Here is a 16,961-nt window from a genome sequence, read left to right as displayed (position 1 = left end):
CGCTGCTCGCGTTTTTCATGACTCTGGGGAGTAGTGATCATGAGCGAAAGCACCGACATCCACGACCCCGATCTCACCGGCGACGCGCTCGCCACCGTCGAGCCGGCCTCGGGCGTCGTCGTGCCGGCCCAGGCCGGGGCGCCCGAGCAGGAGCACTCGCGCTTCGACGAGGCGGCCGAGAAGGTCACCACGTTCGCGACCGGCGCGGCGGACCGGGTCGGCGAGTTCGCGGCCAGCACCGCCGCCGCCTCCGGGCGGGTCGCGTCGCAGGTGGTCGACCGGCTGCGCAACAACGCGGAGCTGACCGCCGACCGCGGCACCACGACCATCGCCGACGAGGTGGTGGAGAAGATCGCCGGCATCGCCGCGCGGCAGGTCGAGGGCGTCTACGACCTCGGCGGCGACGTCGCCCGGGTGTTCGCCGCGGTCCGCGACCGCATCGGCCTCGGCGACGACGAGCGGGAGAACGGCAACCGGGGCGTCTCGGTGCGCCTCGAGGGCCGCAATGCCACGGTGCGGGTGACGCTCGTGATCGAGTACGGCTACGTCGTGTACTCGGTGGCGGAGAAGGTGCGCACGCAGGTCATCGGCTCGGTGGAGAACCTGCTGGGGCTCGAGGTCACCGCCGTGGACATCGTCGTGGACGACGTGCACGTCGAGGATCGGGACAAGGCGGCGAAGTAGGCGGCATCGGCGAGGCCCGCGCCGAGTGGCGCGGGCCTTAGCGATCGTTCAGGTGGCCCGCTAGCATCGTGGTATGGATGCCCACGACATCGCGGAGGGGCGCGCCCGCTGGCAGCGCCGTTACGACGAGGCCCGCAAGCGTGACGCCGACTTCACCACGCTGTCCGGCACGCGGGTCGAGCCCGTGTACGGTCCGCCCGAGGGCGCCGACGTGCCCGGCTTCGAGCGGATCGGCTGGCCCGGCGAGTATCCGTACACGCGCGGCCTGCACCCGACCGGGTACCGCGGCCGCACGTGGACCATCCGCCAGTTCTCCGGGTTCGGCAACGCGCAGCAGACCAACGCGCGGTACAAGATGCTGCTCGGCGCGGGTGGCGGGGGCCTCTCGGTGGCCTTCGACATGCCCACCCTCATGGGCCGCGACTCCGACGAGCCGCAGTCGCTGGGCGAGGTGGGCCACTGCGGCGTCGCGATCGACTCCGCCGCCGACATGGACGTGCTCTTCGACGGCATCCCGCTGGCCGACGTGACCACGAGCATGACCATCTCCGGGCCCGCGGTGCCGGTGTTCTGCATGTACCTGGTGGCGGCCGAGCGGCAGGGCGCCGATCTCGCGCGGCTCGACGGCACGCTGCAGACGGACATCTTCAAGGAGTACATCGCCCAGAAGGAGTGGCTCTTCCCGCCTGAGCCGCACCTGCGCCTCATCGGCGACCTCATGGAGTACACGAACCGGAACATCCCGCGCTACAAGCCGCTGTCCGTGTCCGGGTACCACATCCGCGAGGCCGGCTCGACCGCCGCTCAGGAACTCGCGTTCACCCTCGCCGACGGCTTCGGCTACGTCGAGCTGGGCCAGTCCCGCGGGCTCGACGTCAACACGTTCGCGCCCGGGCTGAGCTTCTTCTTCGACGCGCACATCGACTTCTTCGAGGAGATCGCCAAGTTCCGCGCCGCCCGGCGCATCTGGGCCCGCTGGCTGCGCGACGTCTACGGCGCCACCAGCGAGAAGGCGCTCTGGCTGCGCTTTCACACCCAGACCGCCGGGGTCTCGCTGACGGCGCAGCAGCCGTACAACAACGTCGTGCGCACCGCCGTCGAGGCGCTCTCGGCCGTGCTGGGCGGCACGAACTCGCTGCACACCAACGCGCTGGACGAGACCCTCGCGCTGCCGACCGACGAGGCCGCCGAGATCGCCCTGCGCACCCAGCAGGTGCTCATGGAGGAGACCGGCATCACCAGCGTCGCCGATCCGCTCGGGGGTTCCTGGTACGTCGAGGCGCTCACCGACAAGATCGAGGCCGAGGCGGAGGCGATCTTCGCCCGGATCCGGGACATGGGTCACGATGGGTCGATCACCGCGGGCATCCTGCGCGGGATCGAGGACGGCTGGTTCATGAGTGAGATCGCCGACTCCGCCTTCGCCTACCAGCAGGCGGTCGAGAAGGGCGACAAGCGCGTCGTCGGGGTGAACGTGCACACCGGCTCGGTCACCCGCGACCTGGACATCCTGCGCGTCTCCCACGAGGTCGAGGTGGAGCAGAACAAGCTCCTCGCCACCCGGCGCGCCGAGCGCGACAACGCGGCGGTCAAGGAGCGGCTGGAGCGCATGGTCGCGGCCGCGCGCGGCGAGGAGAACATGATCCCGTCGATGCTGGACGCGGCCCGGGCCGAGGCGACGCTCGGCGAGATCTGCGGGGCGCTCAAGGACGAGTGGGGCATCTACCGCGAGCCGGCCCGCTTCTAGCCCCACCGGTTCAGCCCTCTGGCGTTACCGAACCGCAATGTAACACCGCAACCGGCACCTTCCCCCGCTGGTCTTCTTACGAACGACGTAGACCTCGGGGGAGGGGCCTTGCTGGCAGTCGTGCTTGCAGCGTTGCGGGCCCGCCGTGTCCAAGCGCTGACGTTGGTGCTGCTCAGCACCCTCGCCGCCGCGGCCGCGGCGGCCGCACCCTGGTATGTGCTGGCTTCGACGGAGCGGATCGCCAACCGGCACGTGGAGCACGCGCCGATCCAGGAGCGGTCGCTGGAGACGATCGGCGAGGGGCCCGTCGAGGGCGGGTCCGTCGAGGCGCAGATCGCCGCCCAGGCGCAGCTGACCCAGCGCATCGTGGGGTTGTCGGGCTTCGTGACGTACACGGAGGCCTATCTCGACGGCCGCCCGACCACCGGCAGCTCGCAGGCGGCCAAGGGCGGCGGCAACGAGGAGCGCACCTCCGACTCCCAGCTCGTCGTGCGCACCGACGTCTGCTCGCACGCGACGTTCGAGGGCCGCTGCCCGGCCGCCGCCGACGAGGTCGCGCTCAGCTACCGCACCGCCCGCTGGCTGCGGGTCAAGGCCGGCGACACGATGACCTACGTCACGCCGAAGCTGCCCCGGCCGCTGCCGCTCAAGGTCGTCGGGGTGTACCGCCCCGACGACCCCAACGCCCCGTTCTGGAGCAGCAACAACGACCTCGTCGCCAAGGTGCTGCCGACCAGCGCCCCGCCGGAGATGACCGAGCCGGTCGACGACGCCGTGCTGGCCGCGCCCGCGCTGTTCGACCACAGCCTGGCCCCGGCCGGGGTCGCCATCCGCACGATCACCGACATGGTGGCCGAGCCGCAGCTGCTCGTCGACAACGCGCCCGGGGACGTCAGCGCGCGACTGGCCGGGGCGACCGTCGAGGCCGGCAACAACCGGCTGACGCTCAACACCCAGCTGCCGGCGACCATCGACAAGGTTGAGCGCGACCGCCGGCTCGTGTCGCTGGGCGTGCCGGTCGGCGCCTTCCAGCTGCTCGTGCTGTGCTGGTTCGCGCTGTACCTCGCGGTCAAGTACACCGGCGAGGAGCGGCGCCCGGACATCGGGCTCGTGAAGCTGCGCGGCGCCACCCGCATGCGCACCTGGGCCCTGGTCAGCGGCCAGAGCGCGCTGCCGATGCTGGTCGGCGCGGTCCTGGGGCTGCCGATCGGGTGGGCCGCCGCGACCGCGGTCGCCGGCGCCATCCAGGACACCGAGGTCAACGCGCTCGCGTTCTCCCTGTCGGTGGGCGCGGTCGTCCTGGCCGTGCTCGGCGCGCTGCTCGCCGCCCTGCTGGCCGAGCGCCGCGCGCTCTCCTCCAGCGTCTCCGACCTGCTGCGCCAGGCCTCGGCCCGCGGCCGCGTCTGGCGCGACCTGTTCGACCTGCTGCTCGTCGTGCTCGCGGTCGTCGCCGTCTACCAGGTCAAGCACCGCGCGGAGGGCGACGCCGCCGGCCTCGCGCTGCTGGCGCCCGGGCTCGCCGCGCTGGCCTTCGCGCTGGTGGCCGCGCGGCTGATCACCTTCGCGGCCGGGCGCGCGGTCGAGGGAGCGCTGCGCCACGGCCACCCGGCCCGCGCGCTCACCGCGATCTACCTGGCCCGCCGGCCGGGCGTGCACCGGCTCGCCGCGCTCATGATCGCGACGGTGGCGCTGCTGACCACCTCCGCGCTGACCTGGAACGCCGGGCGCACCGACGGGCAGACCCGGGCCGAGCTCGAGGTCGGCGCCGACCGGGTGCTCACCGTCCGGGCCGAGAACCGGCTCGCCCTGCTCAACGCGGTCCGGGCCGCCGATCCGGCCGGGAAGTACGCGATGGCCGCGGTGTCCTCGGTGCGCTCGAACAGCGACCGGGTGCTGCTGGTCGACAGCCCGCGGCTGCCCAGCGTGGCGATGTGGCGGCCCGAGTACGGGCTGAGCGCCGCCCAGACCGCGGCCCTGCTGCATCCGGCCGCCCCGGACCCGGTGACGATGACCGGCGGCGACCTGGCCGTGGACCTCACCAGCCAGATCGACGGGGACACCGCCCGGGTGGTCTTCCTCGACGTCGTCTTCGCCGACGCGAAGGGCGAGCGGATCGCGGCCCGGCTCGGCCCGCTCGCCTCGGGCCGGGCGACGCTGCGCGCGTCGGTGCCGGCCTGCGCGAGCGCGCCCGGCTGCAGGCTCAGCTCGCTGCAGCTGGTGCAGTCGACCCTGGAGCAGAAGGTCTTCTTCGCGGCCCGGGCCGGCGTGGACGTCGTCGTGCACGGCGCGACCGCGGGCGGGCAGCCGGTGCTGGGCAAGGACCTGCTCGCCGACCGGACCCGCTGGCGGCTGGGCGTGAACGGCAACCCGCCCAACCTGGTGGCCGTGCCGGTCGCCGAAGGGCTGCGCCTGACCGTCGCGCCGCAGCGCAACGGCGGCACCAACGATCCGGGCGTGTATCCGCTGGACACGCCAGCCCCGCTGCCGAGCGTGCGCGCCACCCGGCTGCAGCAGCGGCTCGTGGGCGACCAGCGGGTCGGCTTCGGCTCGGTGTCGATCTCGGAGGAGATCGCCGCGACCGCGCGGGCCCTGCCGCAGCTGGGGACCAAGGGGGTGCTGCTCGATCTCGAGTACGCCGACCGGCTCAGCGCGGACTTCGGGGCGGGCGAGTCGCTGCAGGTGTGGCTGAACGCGAGCGCACCGGCGAACATGACGAAGCTGCTGCGGGACCAGGGGCTGATCGTGCTCGGCGAGGAGTCGATCGCGGGCACGGCCGACCGGTACGCCTCCTTCGGCCCGCCGCTCACCCTGCAGTTCATGCTGCTGTCCGCGATCGTCGGGCTGGCGCTGGCGATCGGGGCGGCGGTCGTCGTCGCCGCCGTGGAGCGCCGGCCCCGGGCCCGGGAGCTGGGCGCGCTGCGGGCCCAGGGGGCCTCGGCCCGCATGGTCAAACGCGTGGGCGTCGAGGGGTACCTCGTGCTGGCCCTCTCCTCGCTGGTGTTCGGGCTGATCCTGGCCGCCGTCATACGCGCCTACATCGGCGACGTCCTGCCTTACTTCGCCGACGGTTGGAGCAAGCCGTGAGCGGTCCGGAGCGAAGCGGAGGTGTCGGCGTGAGCAATCCGGAGCGGAGCGGAGGTGTCGGCATGAGCGGTCCGGAGCGGAGCGGAGGGGCCGCTCACCAGGGGTGCAGCTCGGCGATCAGGCCGGCGCCGGAGCTTGCGGAGGTGCCGGCATGATCGGTCTTGCGCTTGCGATGGTGCGGGCCCGGCCGGGGCAGGCTCTGACCGCGTTCCTGCTGGCCGTGTTCGCGATGGCCGCGGCCGTCAGCGCGCCGGTGTATTCCACCACCGCCGACCGCGCGGTCGTGCACAGCCAGGTGGCCGCGGCGACGACGAGCGAGCGGGTCGTGCAGGCGCGGCGGACCTCGCCCACCCCCACGGACCACGACTTCGAGAACCTCCTGCCGCAGCTGTTCAACGGCAGCGGGTTCGCCGGCGTCTTCAGCACCGAGTACGACATCATCATCCCGCCGCCGGCGCCGCAGGCCAACAGCATCGCGCCGCGCTTCGTCTACCGCGACGGCGTCTGCGCCCACCTGCGCATCACCGCCGGCCGGTGCTTCGTCAGCGAGACCGAGGTCATCCTCAGCACGGCCCAGGTGCAGGACCTCGGGCTGCACATCGGCGACGTGTTCCAGGCCGCCTGGGCGACCGTCGACCCCCAGGGCGGCGACTTCGTCGAGCGGGGCAAGCGGGCCTCGCTCACCCTCGTGGGCTCCTACGACCCCCGCAACAAGGCCGAGCAGTACTGGTCCGACATGGACTACTTCAACCCGCGCCCGAGCGCCCGGTTCACCACCGAGCCCGCCTTCGCCGGACGTCTGACGCTGGAGGCGCTCGAGCACGGCCCGGAGAAGCAGGCCCTCGACGTCGTCATCGACGACTCGGCCATCACCCGGGAGTCGCTGGACGGCATCAGCGCGCAGGTCCAGGACGGCAAGAGCAAGCTCGAGGCGCTGCCCGGCCACGCGGTCGTCAGCACCGGGCTGCCGGCCCTGCTCAAGCGCATCGACGGCGACCGGAGCCTGGTGGCCCAGGTCGTGCCGGTGGCCGCGGTACCGCTGGTGCTGCTCTGCTGGTTCGTGCTGTTCATCGCCGTGGCCTCCGCGACCCAGGAACGGCGCCGGGAGCTCGGCCTGTTCTCGCTGCGCGGGCTCACCGTCCCGCGGCGCTGGTGGCTCGCGGCCGGCGAGAGCATCGTGCCGATCCTGGCCGGCGCCGTCGCCGGGTTCTTCCTCGGCCACTACGTCGTGCGCCTGGCCGCCTGGGCGCTGCTGAGCACCTCCTCGGACGTGCCGATCAAGGCCGGGCTGAACTGGTGGGCGGCCGTCGCCCTGGGCGGCGCGCTGCTGGCCGCGCTGTTCGCCCAGCGCGCCGAGCTGGCCAAGCGGACCGTGGACCTGCTGCGCAACGTGCCCAGCCGGATCTCGCGCTGGGGCGCGCCGGTCTTCGAGGTCGTCGTCGTGGTGCTGGCCGTCGTCTCCGTCATCCAGCTGCGCCGGGGCGGCGGCGGGCTCACCGGCTTCGCGCTCGTCGCCCCGTCCGCCGTCGTCATCGCGGTGGCCCTGGTCGCGGCCCGGCTCGTGCTGCCCGTCGCCGAGCGCGTCGGGCGGCGGGCCTCCCGGCGCGGGCGGATCGGGCCGATGCTGGCCGCCTACGCGCTGTCGCGGCGCCCGGGCACCCAGCGGGTCCTGGCCCTCTTCGTGGTCGCGATCGGCCTGCTGGTCTTCGCCGCCACCGCGGCCAGCGCGTCCGGCGACGCCCGCGACCACCGCGCCCGCGTGCAGCTCGGCGCGCCCCGCGTGCTCACCGTCGACCCGCTCAGCCGGGCCGCGCTGCTGTCGAAGGTCCGCGCCGTCGACCCGCACGGGCAGTTCGCGATGGCGACGGCGCTGCTGCCGACCGCCGAGGACGCGACCCCGCCGGTGCTCGCCGTGGACAGCCAGGCCCTCGCGGCCACCGCGCTGTGGGACGACCCGCGGCTGTCCGCGCAGGAGGCGGCCGAGCTGCTGCACCCGCCGCTCGGGCGCGAGACGATCCAGGTCGACAACAAGGAGCTCTCGCTCGACGTCAGCATCGACAACCTGGTCGACGCCTTCCGCGTGCACTGGGTCGCGGTCGTGGTGCCCAGGGACGGCTCCGACGTCGGCCGGGTCGACCTGGGCCAGGTGAGCACCGGCCGCAAGACCTACGTGCGCAACCTGCCGATGTGCGTGAACGGCTGCCGGCTCGCGGCGCTGGAGATGGAGCAGCCCGAGGCGCGCGGCTTCGACGCCAACATCGTGCTGCACAGCCTCAGCCAGCACGGCAAGGCCATCGTCGACGAGGCGGGCTTCGCGCAGGCCGACGGCTGGCGGGTGCCGGACACGCCCGGGCCGAAGCTGCTCGTGCCGACCCTCACCGCGCAGCAGGATGGGCTGCGGGCCGAGATCTCCAACTACAAGGGCGCCGACACCGCGATGCGGGTCATGCCGACCGACGTGCCCGCGCCGCTGCCCCTGATCGCGGCCCGCACCGCCGGGTTCGGCGACCACATCACGGGCCTGGACGGGACGCTGCAGCCCATCGGGCTCGCCGGTGAGGTCGAGACCGTGCCGCGGCTCGGCTACGGGGGCGGGCTGGTCGACCTGGACTACGCCGAGCGGGTCGCGACGGACGGGGGCGATGCGCTGTACCCGCAGATCTTCCTCGGCCCCAAGGCGCCCGCGGACGTCGTGGACCAGCTGCGCAAACAGGGCCTGACGATCAGTCTCGACCGGCCCCTGGGCCCGGTCCGCGACGCGCTCGACGAGCAGGGGCCGGCCATCGCGCTGCGCTTCCACGAGCTGGCCGGCGTGCTCGGGGTGATCCTCGCCATCGGCGCACTGTGGCTGGTCTCGAGCCTCGACCGCCAGCGCCGGGCCGGGGAGATGCGCTCCCTGCGCGCGCAGGGCATCGCCCGGCGGGACGCGGCCGCCAGCGGCTACCTCGCGCTGGTCGGCGCCGCGGTCGTGCTGGCCCCGTTCGCGGCGCTGGCCAGCTGGCTGCTGGTGCGCGAGTATCTTCCGGTGTTCAGCGACGACGCCCAGGGCTTCCAGGCCGCATACTGGCCGTCGCCGCTGCCGGTCGCCGTCGCCTGGGGAGCCGCCGCGGTCCTGCTCGCCGTCGCGGCGCTCGTCGCCGGCGCGAGACTGCGTGCGGCCGCGACACTGAAGCGCTGAGGAACTCCGGGATGGGAATGGGGACGCGATGAACGGATTGGCGGTCGCCTGCCGGCGGGTCGTGCACATCTACCGGGCCGAGGCGGGCGACGTGGTGGCGCTGGCCGGCGTCGACCTGTCGATCGGCCCGGGCGAGACGCTCGCGCTCGTCGGGCCCTCGGGGTCGGGCAAGTCGACGCTCATCGCCCTGCTCGCCGGGCTCATGCGCCCGTCGGCCGGCCGGGTCAACATCGGCACCTACGACATGGGCAAGCTCTCCGACGGGGAGATCGCCCGGCTGCGGGGCACCGAGATCGGCGTCGTGCTGCAGGGGGCGGCGCGCAATCTGCTGCCGTACGCGTCGCTGCATCGCAACATCTGGCTGGCCCAGCGGCGGGCGGCCCGCACCGAGGGCATCAAGCTCGACGACCCGGACCGCATCCTCGACCTCGTCGGCCTGCCCGGCCTCGGACGGGCCCGCATCGACGAGCTCGCCCCCGGCGCCCGGCAGCGCGCGGCGCTCGCCGTCGGCATCGCGGCCGGCCCCGGCCTGCTGCTCGTCGACGAGCCCACCAGCCAGCTCGACACGCACGGCCGCGACGAGGTCCTGGAGGCCCTCGAGACCGTCAACCGCGAGCGCAACACCACGATCGTCGTCGTCACCCACGACGGCGAGGTCGGCACCCGGCTCGGGCGCGCGGTGACCATCCGCGACGGCCGCGTCGGCGCCGAGGGCCGCGATGGCCAGGACTTCGCGGTGGTGGCGGGCGACGGCACGGTGCAGCTGCCGCCGGAGGTTCTCGGCGACTTCCCGCCCGGCACGCTCTTCACCGTGGAGCACATCGACGGGGCCGTCACACTGGTAGCGGGTGGATCCGACCGGTCACTTGCGGCAGAGCACTAGGGGAGCGTGCAAAACTAGGGCCATGACCGACCCACGCCAGTCACAGTCGATCTTCACCCGCGGGGCGGTGGACCTCGGCGCCCTGGCCGCTCGCAACACCGCGGCCGCGGCGCGGCCCGCCCCCGATGCCCCCGCGGGCGCCCCGGCCGGCGCCAACGTGATCGAGGTCACGGAGGCGAGCTTCCAGCAGGACGTCATCCAGCGTTCGCTGACCGCGCCGGTCGTCATCGACTTCTACGTCGCCGGCAGCGCGCCGGATCAGCAGTTCTCGCCGCTGCTGGCCGCGCTCGCGGCCGAGGGCGCGGGCACCTGGACGCTCGCGCGGGTCGACATCGAGACGAGCCCGCGCCTCGCGCAGATGTTCCGCATCCAGAACATCCCGTTCGTCGTCGCGATCGTCGGCGGGCAGCCGGTCGACGCCTTCAACCAGGCGCTGCCCGAGCCGCACCTGCGCCAGTGGATCGACGCGGTGCTGAAGGCGGCCGGCGTCGAGGTCGACCGGCCCGAGGACCCGCGGCTGCTCGCGGCCGACGACGCCATGGCCGACGGAGACCTCGACGCGGCCGAGGCGGCCTACCAGAAGATCCTCGACGAGACGCCGAACGACATCGTCGCCGAGTCCGGGCTGGCCCAGGTCGGCCTGCTGCGGCGCACCGACGGCATCGACCTGGCCGGCGCGCTCGCCGCGGCCCAGGACGCGCCCGACGACCTGCCGGCGCAGCTGCTCGCCGCCGACGTCGAGGTCCTCACCGGCGAGGCCGACAAGGGCTACACCCGCCTCGTCGGACTCGTCCGCCGCACCGCCGGCGAGGAGCGCGAGTCGGTGCGCAAGCACCTGCTCGCGCTGTTCACCATCGCCGGCCCCGACGATCCCGCCGTCGCCAAGGCCCGCCGGGCACTGGCGAGCGCGCTGTTCTGACGGCGGCCGCCGTGCGCCGCATCGCCGTCATCGACGCGCCGAGCAACCTCGGGTTACGGCCACCGACCGCAACCTCGGTGCCCGGCTGCGCCAAGGCGCCCGGCGCGCTGCGCGACCACAACCTGCTGACCCGGCTGGGCGCGCGCGACGCCGGCTGCATCACCCCGCCGCGGTATGACCCGGCGGGGTGGCAGCCCGGCGACGGCGTGGCCCAGTCGGCCGAGATCGCCGTGTTCGTCAAGCGCCTCGCCGACCGCATCGGCTCGGTCCTGAGCGCCGGCGACTTCCCGCTCGTGCTCGGCGGGGACTGCTCGATCCTGCTCGGCGCCGGCTTGGCCATGCGCCGCTTCCAGAACGAGGCCGGCGGCCGCATCGGGCTCGTCTACGTCGACGGGCACTCCGACTTCCGCCACGAGGGCAACGCCTCCTACGTGGGCGCCGCGGCGGGCGAGGCGCTGGCCCTCGCGACCGGCCGGGGCCAGGCCAACCTCGCTTCGATCGAGCAGCGGCGGCCGTACTTCCGCGACGTCGACGTCGCCCTCCTGGGCATCCGCACCCACGACGAGTACCGCCTCGACCTGCAGGCCGCCGGGATCGTCGCCCGCGCCGTGCCCGAGCTGCGCTCCAACGGGGCCGCCCGGTCCGCCCAGTGGGCCCGCGAGCAGCTGCGCGACTGCGCCGGCTTCTGGGTGCACATCGACGTGGACGTCCTCGACCCGGCCGTGATGCCGGCGGTGGACGCCCCCGACGTCGGCGGCATCGCCTACCGCGAGCTGGAGATCCTGCTCAGCGGGCTCGTCAGCGACTCGCGCTGCCTGGGCGCGCAGGTCACCGTGTTCGACCCGGACTACGACCCGGACGGGCAGTACGCGGCGGAGGTCGCGGACGTGCTCGTCGCCGGGCTCGAGCCGCTCATCACGTCCTCGGCCCTCGTGGCGGCGTCGCCGGACCCGATCATCTCGGCGCCGCCGTTCGCGGCTCCGGTGTCGGCCCCGCCGATCTCGGCGCCGCCGCTGGCCACGCCGCGGCCGCCGGCCTCCCTGCCGCCGCTGATGCCGTCGCCGGACGGGCACTCGCCCGCCGATGCGGGCACGATGCCGCGGTTTGTCGACGTTTCCCCGCGCATCTCGGATATATCGGAAATATCCGACAGTGGGTGGGCGGGGACGAGTGCGCTGCTCGCGGGGGCGGCGGCGAGGATCGATCACGGTCCGGTTGCGGACGACAGGGCCGAGGGCTTCGAGGAGGAGCCGGCGGCCGGGGCCCGGGGCTGGGACGAGTGGCCCGTGGCCGAGGAGCGCGGCGCCTTGCGCCGCGCGGCGCGCGAGGATGCGCCTTCGGGGGAGGGGCGGGGCCTTCTGCGGAACGCGGCGCGCGAGGATGAGTCGCCTTCGAGAGAGTCACCCGCTGAGACCGAAGACGAGCCGGAGTCGGCAGAGGATGAGCCCGAAGCCGAGCTTGAGCCTGAAGCCGAGCCCGAGCCTGAGTCCGAAGTAGAGCCCGAAGCCGAAGACGAGCCCGAAAACGAGCCCGAAGTCGAGGCCGAGTCCGTGGCCGAAGCCGAGGCCGTGGGCGTTGGTGTGGACGGGGAAGGCGCTCCGGAGAGGCCGACCTGGTTGCTCGGGCGCTACAGCCGGCCGGCGTCGCTCTCGCTCGACTCGCTGCCCCGCGACTCGGTCGGGCCAGGGGGCCTGAAGCGCGCCGGCGGGCCGTTCGTGCCCGCGCAGGCCGCCCGGCGCGGCGTCGAGGACTCGCCCGAGTCGCCGCTCACCGATGTCGTGCCCGCCGCCCGCACGCCGGTCGAAGAGGAAGAGACCACGAGCTGAGCGCGCCCGGGCTCCCGGATGCGGGAGCCCGGCTCGCGGTGGCCTCAGCCGATGGTCTGGAAGAACTTGCCCGCGATCGGCACGGCCGCCGCGGTCGAGGCGCCGCCGTTCTCGACGAAGACGCAGAAGGCGATGTCGCCGCGGTAGCCCATGAACCAGGAGTGGGTGTGCGCGGGATCGTTGTCGTACTCGGCGGTCCCCGTCTTGCCCCGCAGGTCGCCCGAGAGGCCCTTGAGCTGGCTCGCCGTGCCCTCGGTGACGACCTCGCGCATCATCTGCCGCAGGGCGTCGACGGAGGCCTGGTTGAGCTGCGGGCCGTCGGCCGCCGGGCTCTTCGGGGCCGGCTCCAGCACCAGCTGGGGCTGCTTCCACTGACCCCGGGCGATGCCGGCCGCCGCGGCCGCCATGATGACCGGGGAGACGAGGTTGGTGCCCTGGCCGAACGCGGCCGCCGCCTGCTCGGCCTTGGAGCCGTTCACCGAGATCTTGCCGGTGAACACGTCCGTCCCGAGGTCCCACGGGATGCCCAGGCCCAGCGTCTGGGCCGTCTTGCCCAGCCCGTCGGGGGCGATCTGGGGCGCGAGCGAGGCGAACGCCGTGTTGCAGGACTTCGAGAAGTCGGTCCGCAGCGGTACGCTGCCCAGCTCCTCGTCGTGCGAGTTCTTGAACGTGCGGCCGTCGACCGTGAGCGTCTTCGGGCAGTTCACGACGGACTCGCCGGTCATGCCCTTGTCCAGCACCGCGAGCGCGGTGACCGCCTTGAGCATCGAGCCGGGCGGGGTCTGGCCGACGAGCGCGAAGTTGTTCGCGGCCGCGCCGGGACCGTTGGCCACGGCGACGATCGAGTTGTCGCTGATGCGGATCGCCACCAGGGCCGAGCGTCGCGTGTCGCCCGCGAGGGCCTGCTCCGCCGCGTTCTGCATGTTCTGGTCGAGGCTGAGCTTCACCGTGCCGCCGGTGGTGGCGTCCGAGGAGAAGTACTCCTTGTCGGGCGTGCCCTGCGGCATGGAGACGATCACCCTGACGCCCGGCTTGCCCTGCAGGACGGCGTCGTACTTCTGCTGCAGCCCGCCGAGCCCGACCACGTCCCCGATCTGGTACTTGCCGGGGTTCTTGTCCATGATCTCCTTCGTCACCTCGCCGGTCGTGCCCAGCAGGGCGCGGGCGAACTGCGCGGAGGGGGCGAGGGCCTGGGTCGAGTTGCGGGCGATCACGCCGGGGGTCGAGTTCAGCTTGTTCGCGATCGGGTCGTAGACCTCCTTGCGCAGCGTCACGATCTGCACGAAGGCGTCGGGCGCGGCGCTCTTCACCTTCGCCGGCAGGCCCGACACGTCGACGTCCACGTTCGCCTGCTTGAACGCGTCTGTCAGATTCCTGACCACGATGTTGATGTCGGTGATCGAGCGCGGCTGCACGCCGATGATCACGACCGGCTTGCTGCTCACGATCGGCTGGCCGGAGCCGTCGAGGATGCTGCCGCGCGCCCCCGCGGTCTTGCGAATCGAAAGCTTGTCGGTGGCCTCGAACTTCGGATTGATGGTCTTGGCGTCGAAGACGACCCGCCACTCCTTGTCCACCCGCTTGGCGTCGACCGTCGTGTCGTACTCCCACGTCGAGTCGGCCACCGGCCACGCCACGTGCACGACGGCGCTGCTGTTGTCGTCCTTGACCACCGGCGCGCCCTTGAGGGTGAGCTTGGGCGGCTTGGCGGCCAGGTCACCCGCGACCGTCGTCCACAGCTTCTGCGCCGCGTCGCCGGCCAGGGCTTTACCGTCCGGACCCAAGAACTTCAGCCCGGCGAGGTTGCCCTGCTCCCAGGCCCCGAGGAAGGTCTTGAGCGAGTCGTCCGGCGGCTTGCTGGAGCACGCGGGCAACGTGCCGAGCATCACCAGGGCGACGGCGAGTGCGGTGACACGACGGATCGAAACGGCCATGTGGGCGATTCTGCGCTATGAAAGCACCGTTCCGCACGCCCCAAGATCGCACAAGCGGGACAATTCAGTGCGCCGCGCCCCGCTTGATCGGGTACACGACGATGGTGAACCGGACTGAGGCGAGCCACCCGCAGAGTCTTAGGCTGAGGGCGGACAACCCACAACGACGTGGGCGAGGGGAGAACAACCGATGAATCGGCCTGGGGCGACCCCGGTGAAGGACGACACGCGGGACTTAGGCAGCGCGCGAAATCCCGACGCGGTCGAAGACGACGAGCTGGAGCAGTCAGTGCCCAACGCGGAGCACCTGGTCGCGGAGGCAGTTGTGCTGGCCACCGCGCAGGATGCCGATCCCGAACTGGTCGCGGCCTACTGGCGCCTGGTTCCCGACGAGGAGCTGGCCGCCTGCAACGTCGCCAAGATGGTCGACGCCACCCGATCACACCGGGAGCTCGCGCAGCAGCGCGTGCCCGGCGAGCTCAAGCTCCGCCTGGGACTGAGCGTCACCGGCGGCACCGCGGTGGAGATCGTGACCGACGACATGCCGTTCCTGGTCGACTCGGTCACCAGCGCGCTGTCGTCGCGCAACATCGACGTCAACCTGCTCGTGCACCCGCTCGTCGTGGTGCGCCGCGCCCCGCTGGGCGCGCTGGAGGACGTCCGCGTCGGGGTCGAGCCCGAGGACGCGATCGCCGGCGACATCGTCGAGAGCTGGATCCGCATCGAGGTCGACCGCATCCGCGACGAGGCGGAGCTCGAGGAGCTGCGCACCGACCTGGCCCGCGTGCTCAACGACGTGCGGGAGGCGGTCGAGGACTGGCCGAAGATGCGCACCCAGGCGCTCGCCCTGGCCGACGAGCTCGGCTCCGCGCAGCTGCCGGTGCCGGACAAGGACATCACGGACTCGGTCGAGCTGCTGCGCTGGCTCGTCGACGACCACTTCACGTTCCTGGGCTTCCGGCAGTACAAGCTGATCCGCGGCGAGCACGGCGAGGAGCTGCTGCAGGCGGTCCTGGGCAGCGGCCTGGGCATCCTGCGCGGGGACCGGGTCCAGCCGCGGGTGCTGTCCTCGATGACCGCGGAGGCCTACGCCAAGGCGCTGGAGAAACGCCTGCTCATCATCACGAAGGCGAACTCCCGGGCCACGGTGCACCGCTCGGCGTACCTGGACTACATCGGCTTCAAGATGTTCGACGCCGACGGCAACGTGACCGGCGAGCGGCGCTTCCTCGGGCTGTTCTCCTCGGCGGCGTACCGCACCAGCGTCCGCGATCTCCCCGTGGTCAAGCGCAAGGTCGCCGAGGTGGTCGAGCGCTCCGGCCTGTCGCCGCGTTCGCACTCGGGCAAGGACCTGATGGAGACGCTGGAGACGTATCCGCGCGACGAGCTGTTCCAGATCGGCACCGAGGAGCTCTACAAGGCCGTCATGGGCGTGCTGCGCCTGGCCGGCCGCCGGCAGCTCAGGCTGTTCCTGCGCCGCGACGCGTACGGCCGCTTCATCTCGTGCCTGGTCTACCTGCCCCGGGACCGGTTCACCACCGCGAACCGGCTGCGCATCCAGCAGATCCTGCTCGCCGAGCTCAACGGCGTCGGGGTGGACTACACCACCCGGGTGAGCGAGTCCAAGTTCGCCCGCGTGCACTTCATCGTGCGCACCGAGCCCGGCAACCCGCCCGGCTGGGTCGACGTCGACGACCTCACCGAGCGGCTCTCCGAGGCGACCCGGCTCTGGGACGACGACTTCCGGCTGGTGCTGGAGCGCAAGCTCAACGACGAGCACCAGGCCAAGGTGCTGTACCAGCGCTACGGCGGGGCGATCTCCGACACGTACAAGGACGAGCACACGCCCTACGAGGCGGTGAAGGACGTCGCCAAGCTGGAGCTGCTGGACGAGCCGGGCCAGCTCGTCATGCACGTGTACCGCCGCCGCCAGGACGAGTCCGACATCCGCTTCAAGGTCTTCCGCTACGGCGAGCCCATGGTGCTCTCGGCCGTGCTCCCGGTGCTGCACTCCCTCGGGGTCCAGGTCACCGACGAGCGGCCCTACGAGGTGGTGCGGGGCGACGGGACGATCTACCTGTACGACTTCGGCCTCCAGCTGCCGCCCGACTCCCGGGCCATCGCCGAGGTGCGGCCACACCTGGAGAACGCGTTCTCGGCCACCTGGCGGGGTGAGGCCGAGGTCGACAACTTCAACAGCCTGGTGCTCAAGGCCGGGCTGACCTGGCGCGAGGTCGTGGTGCTGCGGGCCTACGCGAAGTACCTGCGCCAGGCCGGCACCGTCTTCTCCCAGGACTACATGGAGACGACCCTGCTGGCCTACCCGGCCGTCGCCTCCAAGCTCGTCGCGCTCTTCGCCGCCCGGTTCGACCCGCGGCTGCAGCTGTCCGAGGCGAGCCGCTCGGTGCAGTCCAAGGAGCTCGTCGCCGCGATCAACGCCGACCTCGACGAGGTCACCAGCCTCGACCAGGACCGGATTTTGCGCTCGTTCCTGCATCTGATCCAGGCGACGTTGCGGACGTCGTTCTTCCAGCGTGGTGATGGTGGGCGGCCGAAGTCGTACACGGCGTTCAAGCTTGATCCGCAGTCGATTCCGGATTTGCCGGCGCCGCGGCCGCGGTTCGAGATTTTCGTGTACTCGCCGCGGTTTGAGGGTGTGCATCTGCGGTTCGGTTCGGTGGCGCGTGGTGGTCTGCGCTGGTCGGA

The 16,961-nt window shown here is 72.5% G+C and carries 8 protein-coding genes and 1 pseudogene; 8 read left to right on the top strand and 1 reads right to left on the bottom strand.

The annotated features are described in order from the left end of the window. Nucleotides 1-39: 39 nt before the first annotated feature. The 7 genes and pseudogenes from ABT369_RS27345 to ABT369_RS27315 form a co-directional block, all read left to right on the top strand. Nucleotides 40-684: an Asp23/Gls24 family envelope stress response protein gene (locus tag ABT369_RS27345; RefSeq protein WP_350616089.1), complete on the top strand. Its 645-nt coding sequence runs from the start codon at nucleotides 40-42 to the stop codon at nucleotides 682-684. 73 nt (nucleotides 685-757) lie between these two features. Beyond that, nucleotides 758-2,431: a coenzyme B12-dependent isobutyryl-CoA mutase large subunit gene (gene icmA, locus ABT369_RS27340; protein WP_350616087.1), complete on the top strand. Its 1,674-nt coding sequence runs from the start codon at nucleotides 758-760 to the stop codon at nucleotides 2,429-2,431. A 108-nt stretch (nucleotides 2,432-2,539) separates the two neighbouring features. After that, entirely contained in the window at nucleotides 2,540-5,515 is a 2,976-nt protein-coding gene (locus ABT369_RS27335; protein WP_350616085.1) for an FtsX-like permease family protein, read from the top strand. Nucleotides 5,516-5,666: 151 nt separating this feature from the next. Beyond that, nucleotides 5,667-8,693 (top strand): ABC transporter permease, encoded by a 3,027-nt coding sequence (locus ABT369_RS27330; protein ID WP_350616083.1) that lies wholly within the window; start codon nucleotides 5,667-5,669, stop codon nucleotides 8,691-8,693. Between the two features lie 28 nt (nucleotides 8,694-8,721). Further along, nucleotides 8,722-9,576 carry an ABC transporter ATP-binding protein gene (locus tag ABT369_RS27325; protein WP_350616081.1) on the top strand — a complete coding sequence of 285 codons (855 nt, stop codon included), beginning with the start codon at nucleotides 8,722-8,724 and terminating at the stop codon, nucleotides 9,574-9,576. 22 nt (nucleotides 9,577-9,598) lie between these two features. Further along, nucleotides 9,599-10,495 carry a tetratricopeptide repeat protein gene (locus ABT369_RS27320; RefSeq protein WP_350616080.1) on the top strand — a complete coding sequence of 299 codons (897 nt, stop codon included), beginning with the start codon at nucleotides 9,599-9,601 and terminating at the stop codon, nucleotides 10,493-10,495. Between the two features lie 11 nt (nucleotides 10,496-10,506). Next, nucleotides 10,507-11,448, top strand: a pseudogene (locus tag ABT369_RS27315) (arginase family protein); the annotation flags it as partial. Between the two features lie 917 nt (nucleotides 11,449-12,365). Here ABT369_RS27315 and ABT369_RS27310 read toward each other — a convergent pair. Continuing rightward, nucleotides 12,366-14,255: a penicillin-binding transpeptidase domain-containing protein gene (locus tag ABT369_RS27310; RefSeq protein ID WP_350616078.1), complete on the bottom strand. Its 1,890-nt coding sequence runs from the start codon at nucleotides 14,253-14,255 to the stop codon at nucleotides 12,366-12,368. A 190-nt stretch (nucleotides 14,256-14,445) separates the two neighbouring features. On the opposite strand from ABT369_RS27310, the gene ABT369_RS27305 reads away from it, so the two are divergent. Beyond that, the coding region (locus ABT369_RS27305; protein WP_350616076.1) for an NAD-glutamate dehydrogenase domain-containing protein at nucleotides 14,446-16,961 on the top strand (2,516 nt) is incomplete at its 3' end.

The organism is Dactylosporangium sp. NPDC000244 (assembly GCF_040300725.1).
Lineage (GTDB): Bacteria > Actinomycetota > Actinomycetes > Mycobacteriales > Micromonosporaceae > Dactylosporangium.
The sequence above is the reverse complement of the archived record's forward strand: the minus strand, read 5'-3'. Positions and strand labels throughout refer to the sequence as shown.

Coding starts and splice junctions, on each gene's coding strand:
- ABT369_RS27325 (WP_350616081.1), top strand. CDS start 8,722: ATGAACGGATTGGCGGTCGCCTGCCGGCGGGTCGTGCACATCTACCGG.
- icmA (WP_350616087.1), top strand. CDS start 758: ATGGATGCCCACGACATCGCGGAGGGGCGCGCCCGCTGGCAGCGCCGT.
- ABT369_RS27310 (WP_350616078.1), bottom strand. CDS start 14,255: ATGGCCGTTTCGATCCGTCGTGTCACCGCACTCGCCGTCGCCCTGGTG.
- ABT369_RS27320 (WP_350616080.1), top strand. CDS start 9,599: ATGACCGACCCACGCCAGTCACAGTCGATCTTCACCCGCGGGGCGGTG.
- ABT369_RS27330 (WP_350616083.1), top strand. CDS start 5,667: ATGATCGGTCTTGCGCTTGCGATGGTGCGGGCCCGGCCGGGGCAGGCT.
- ABT369_RS27345 (WP_350616089.1), top strand. CDS start 40: ATGAGCGAAAGCACCGACATCCACGACCCCGATCTCACCGGCGACGCG.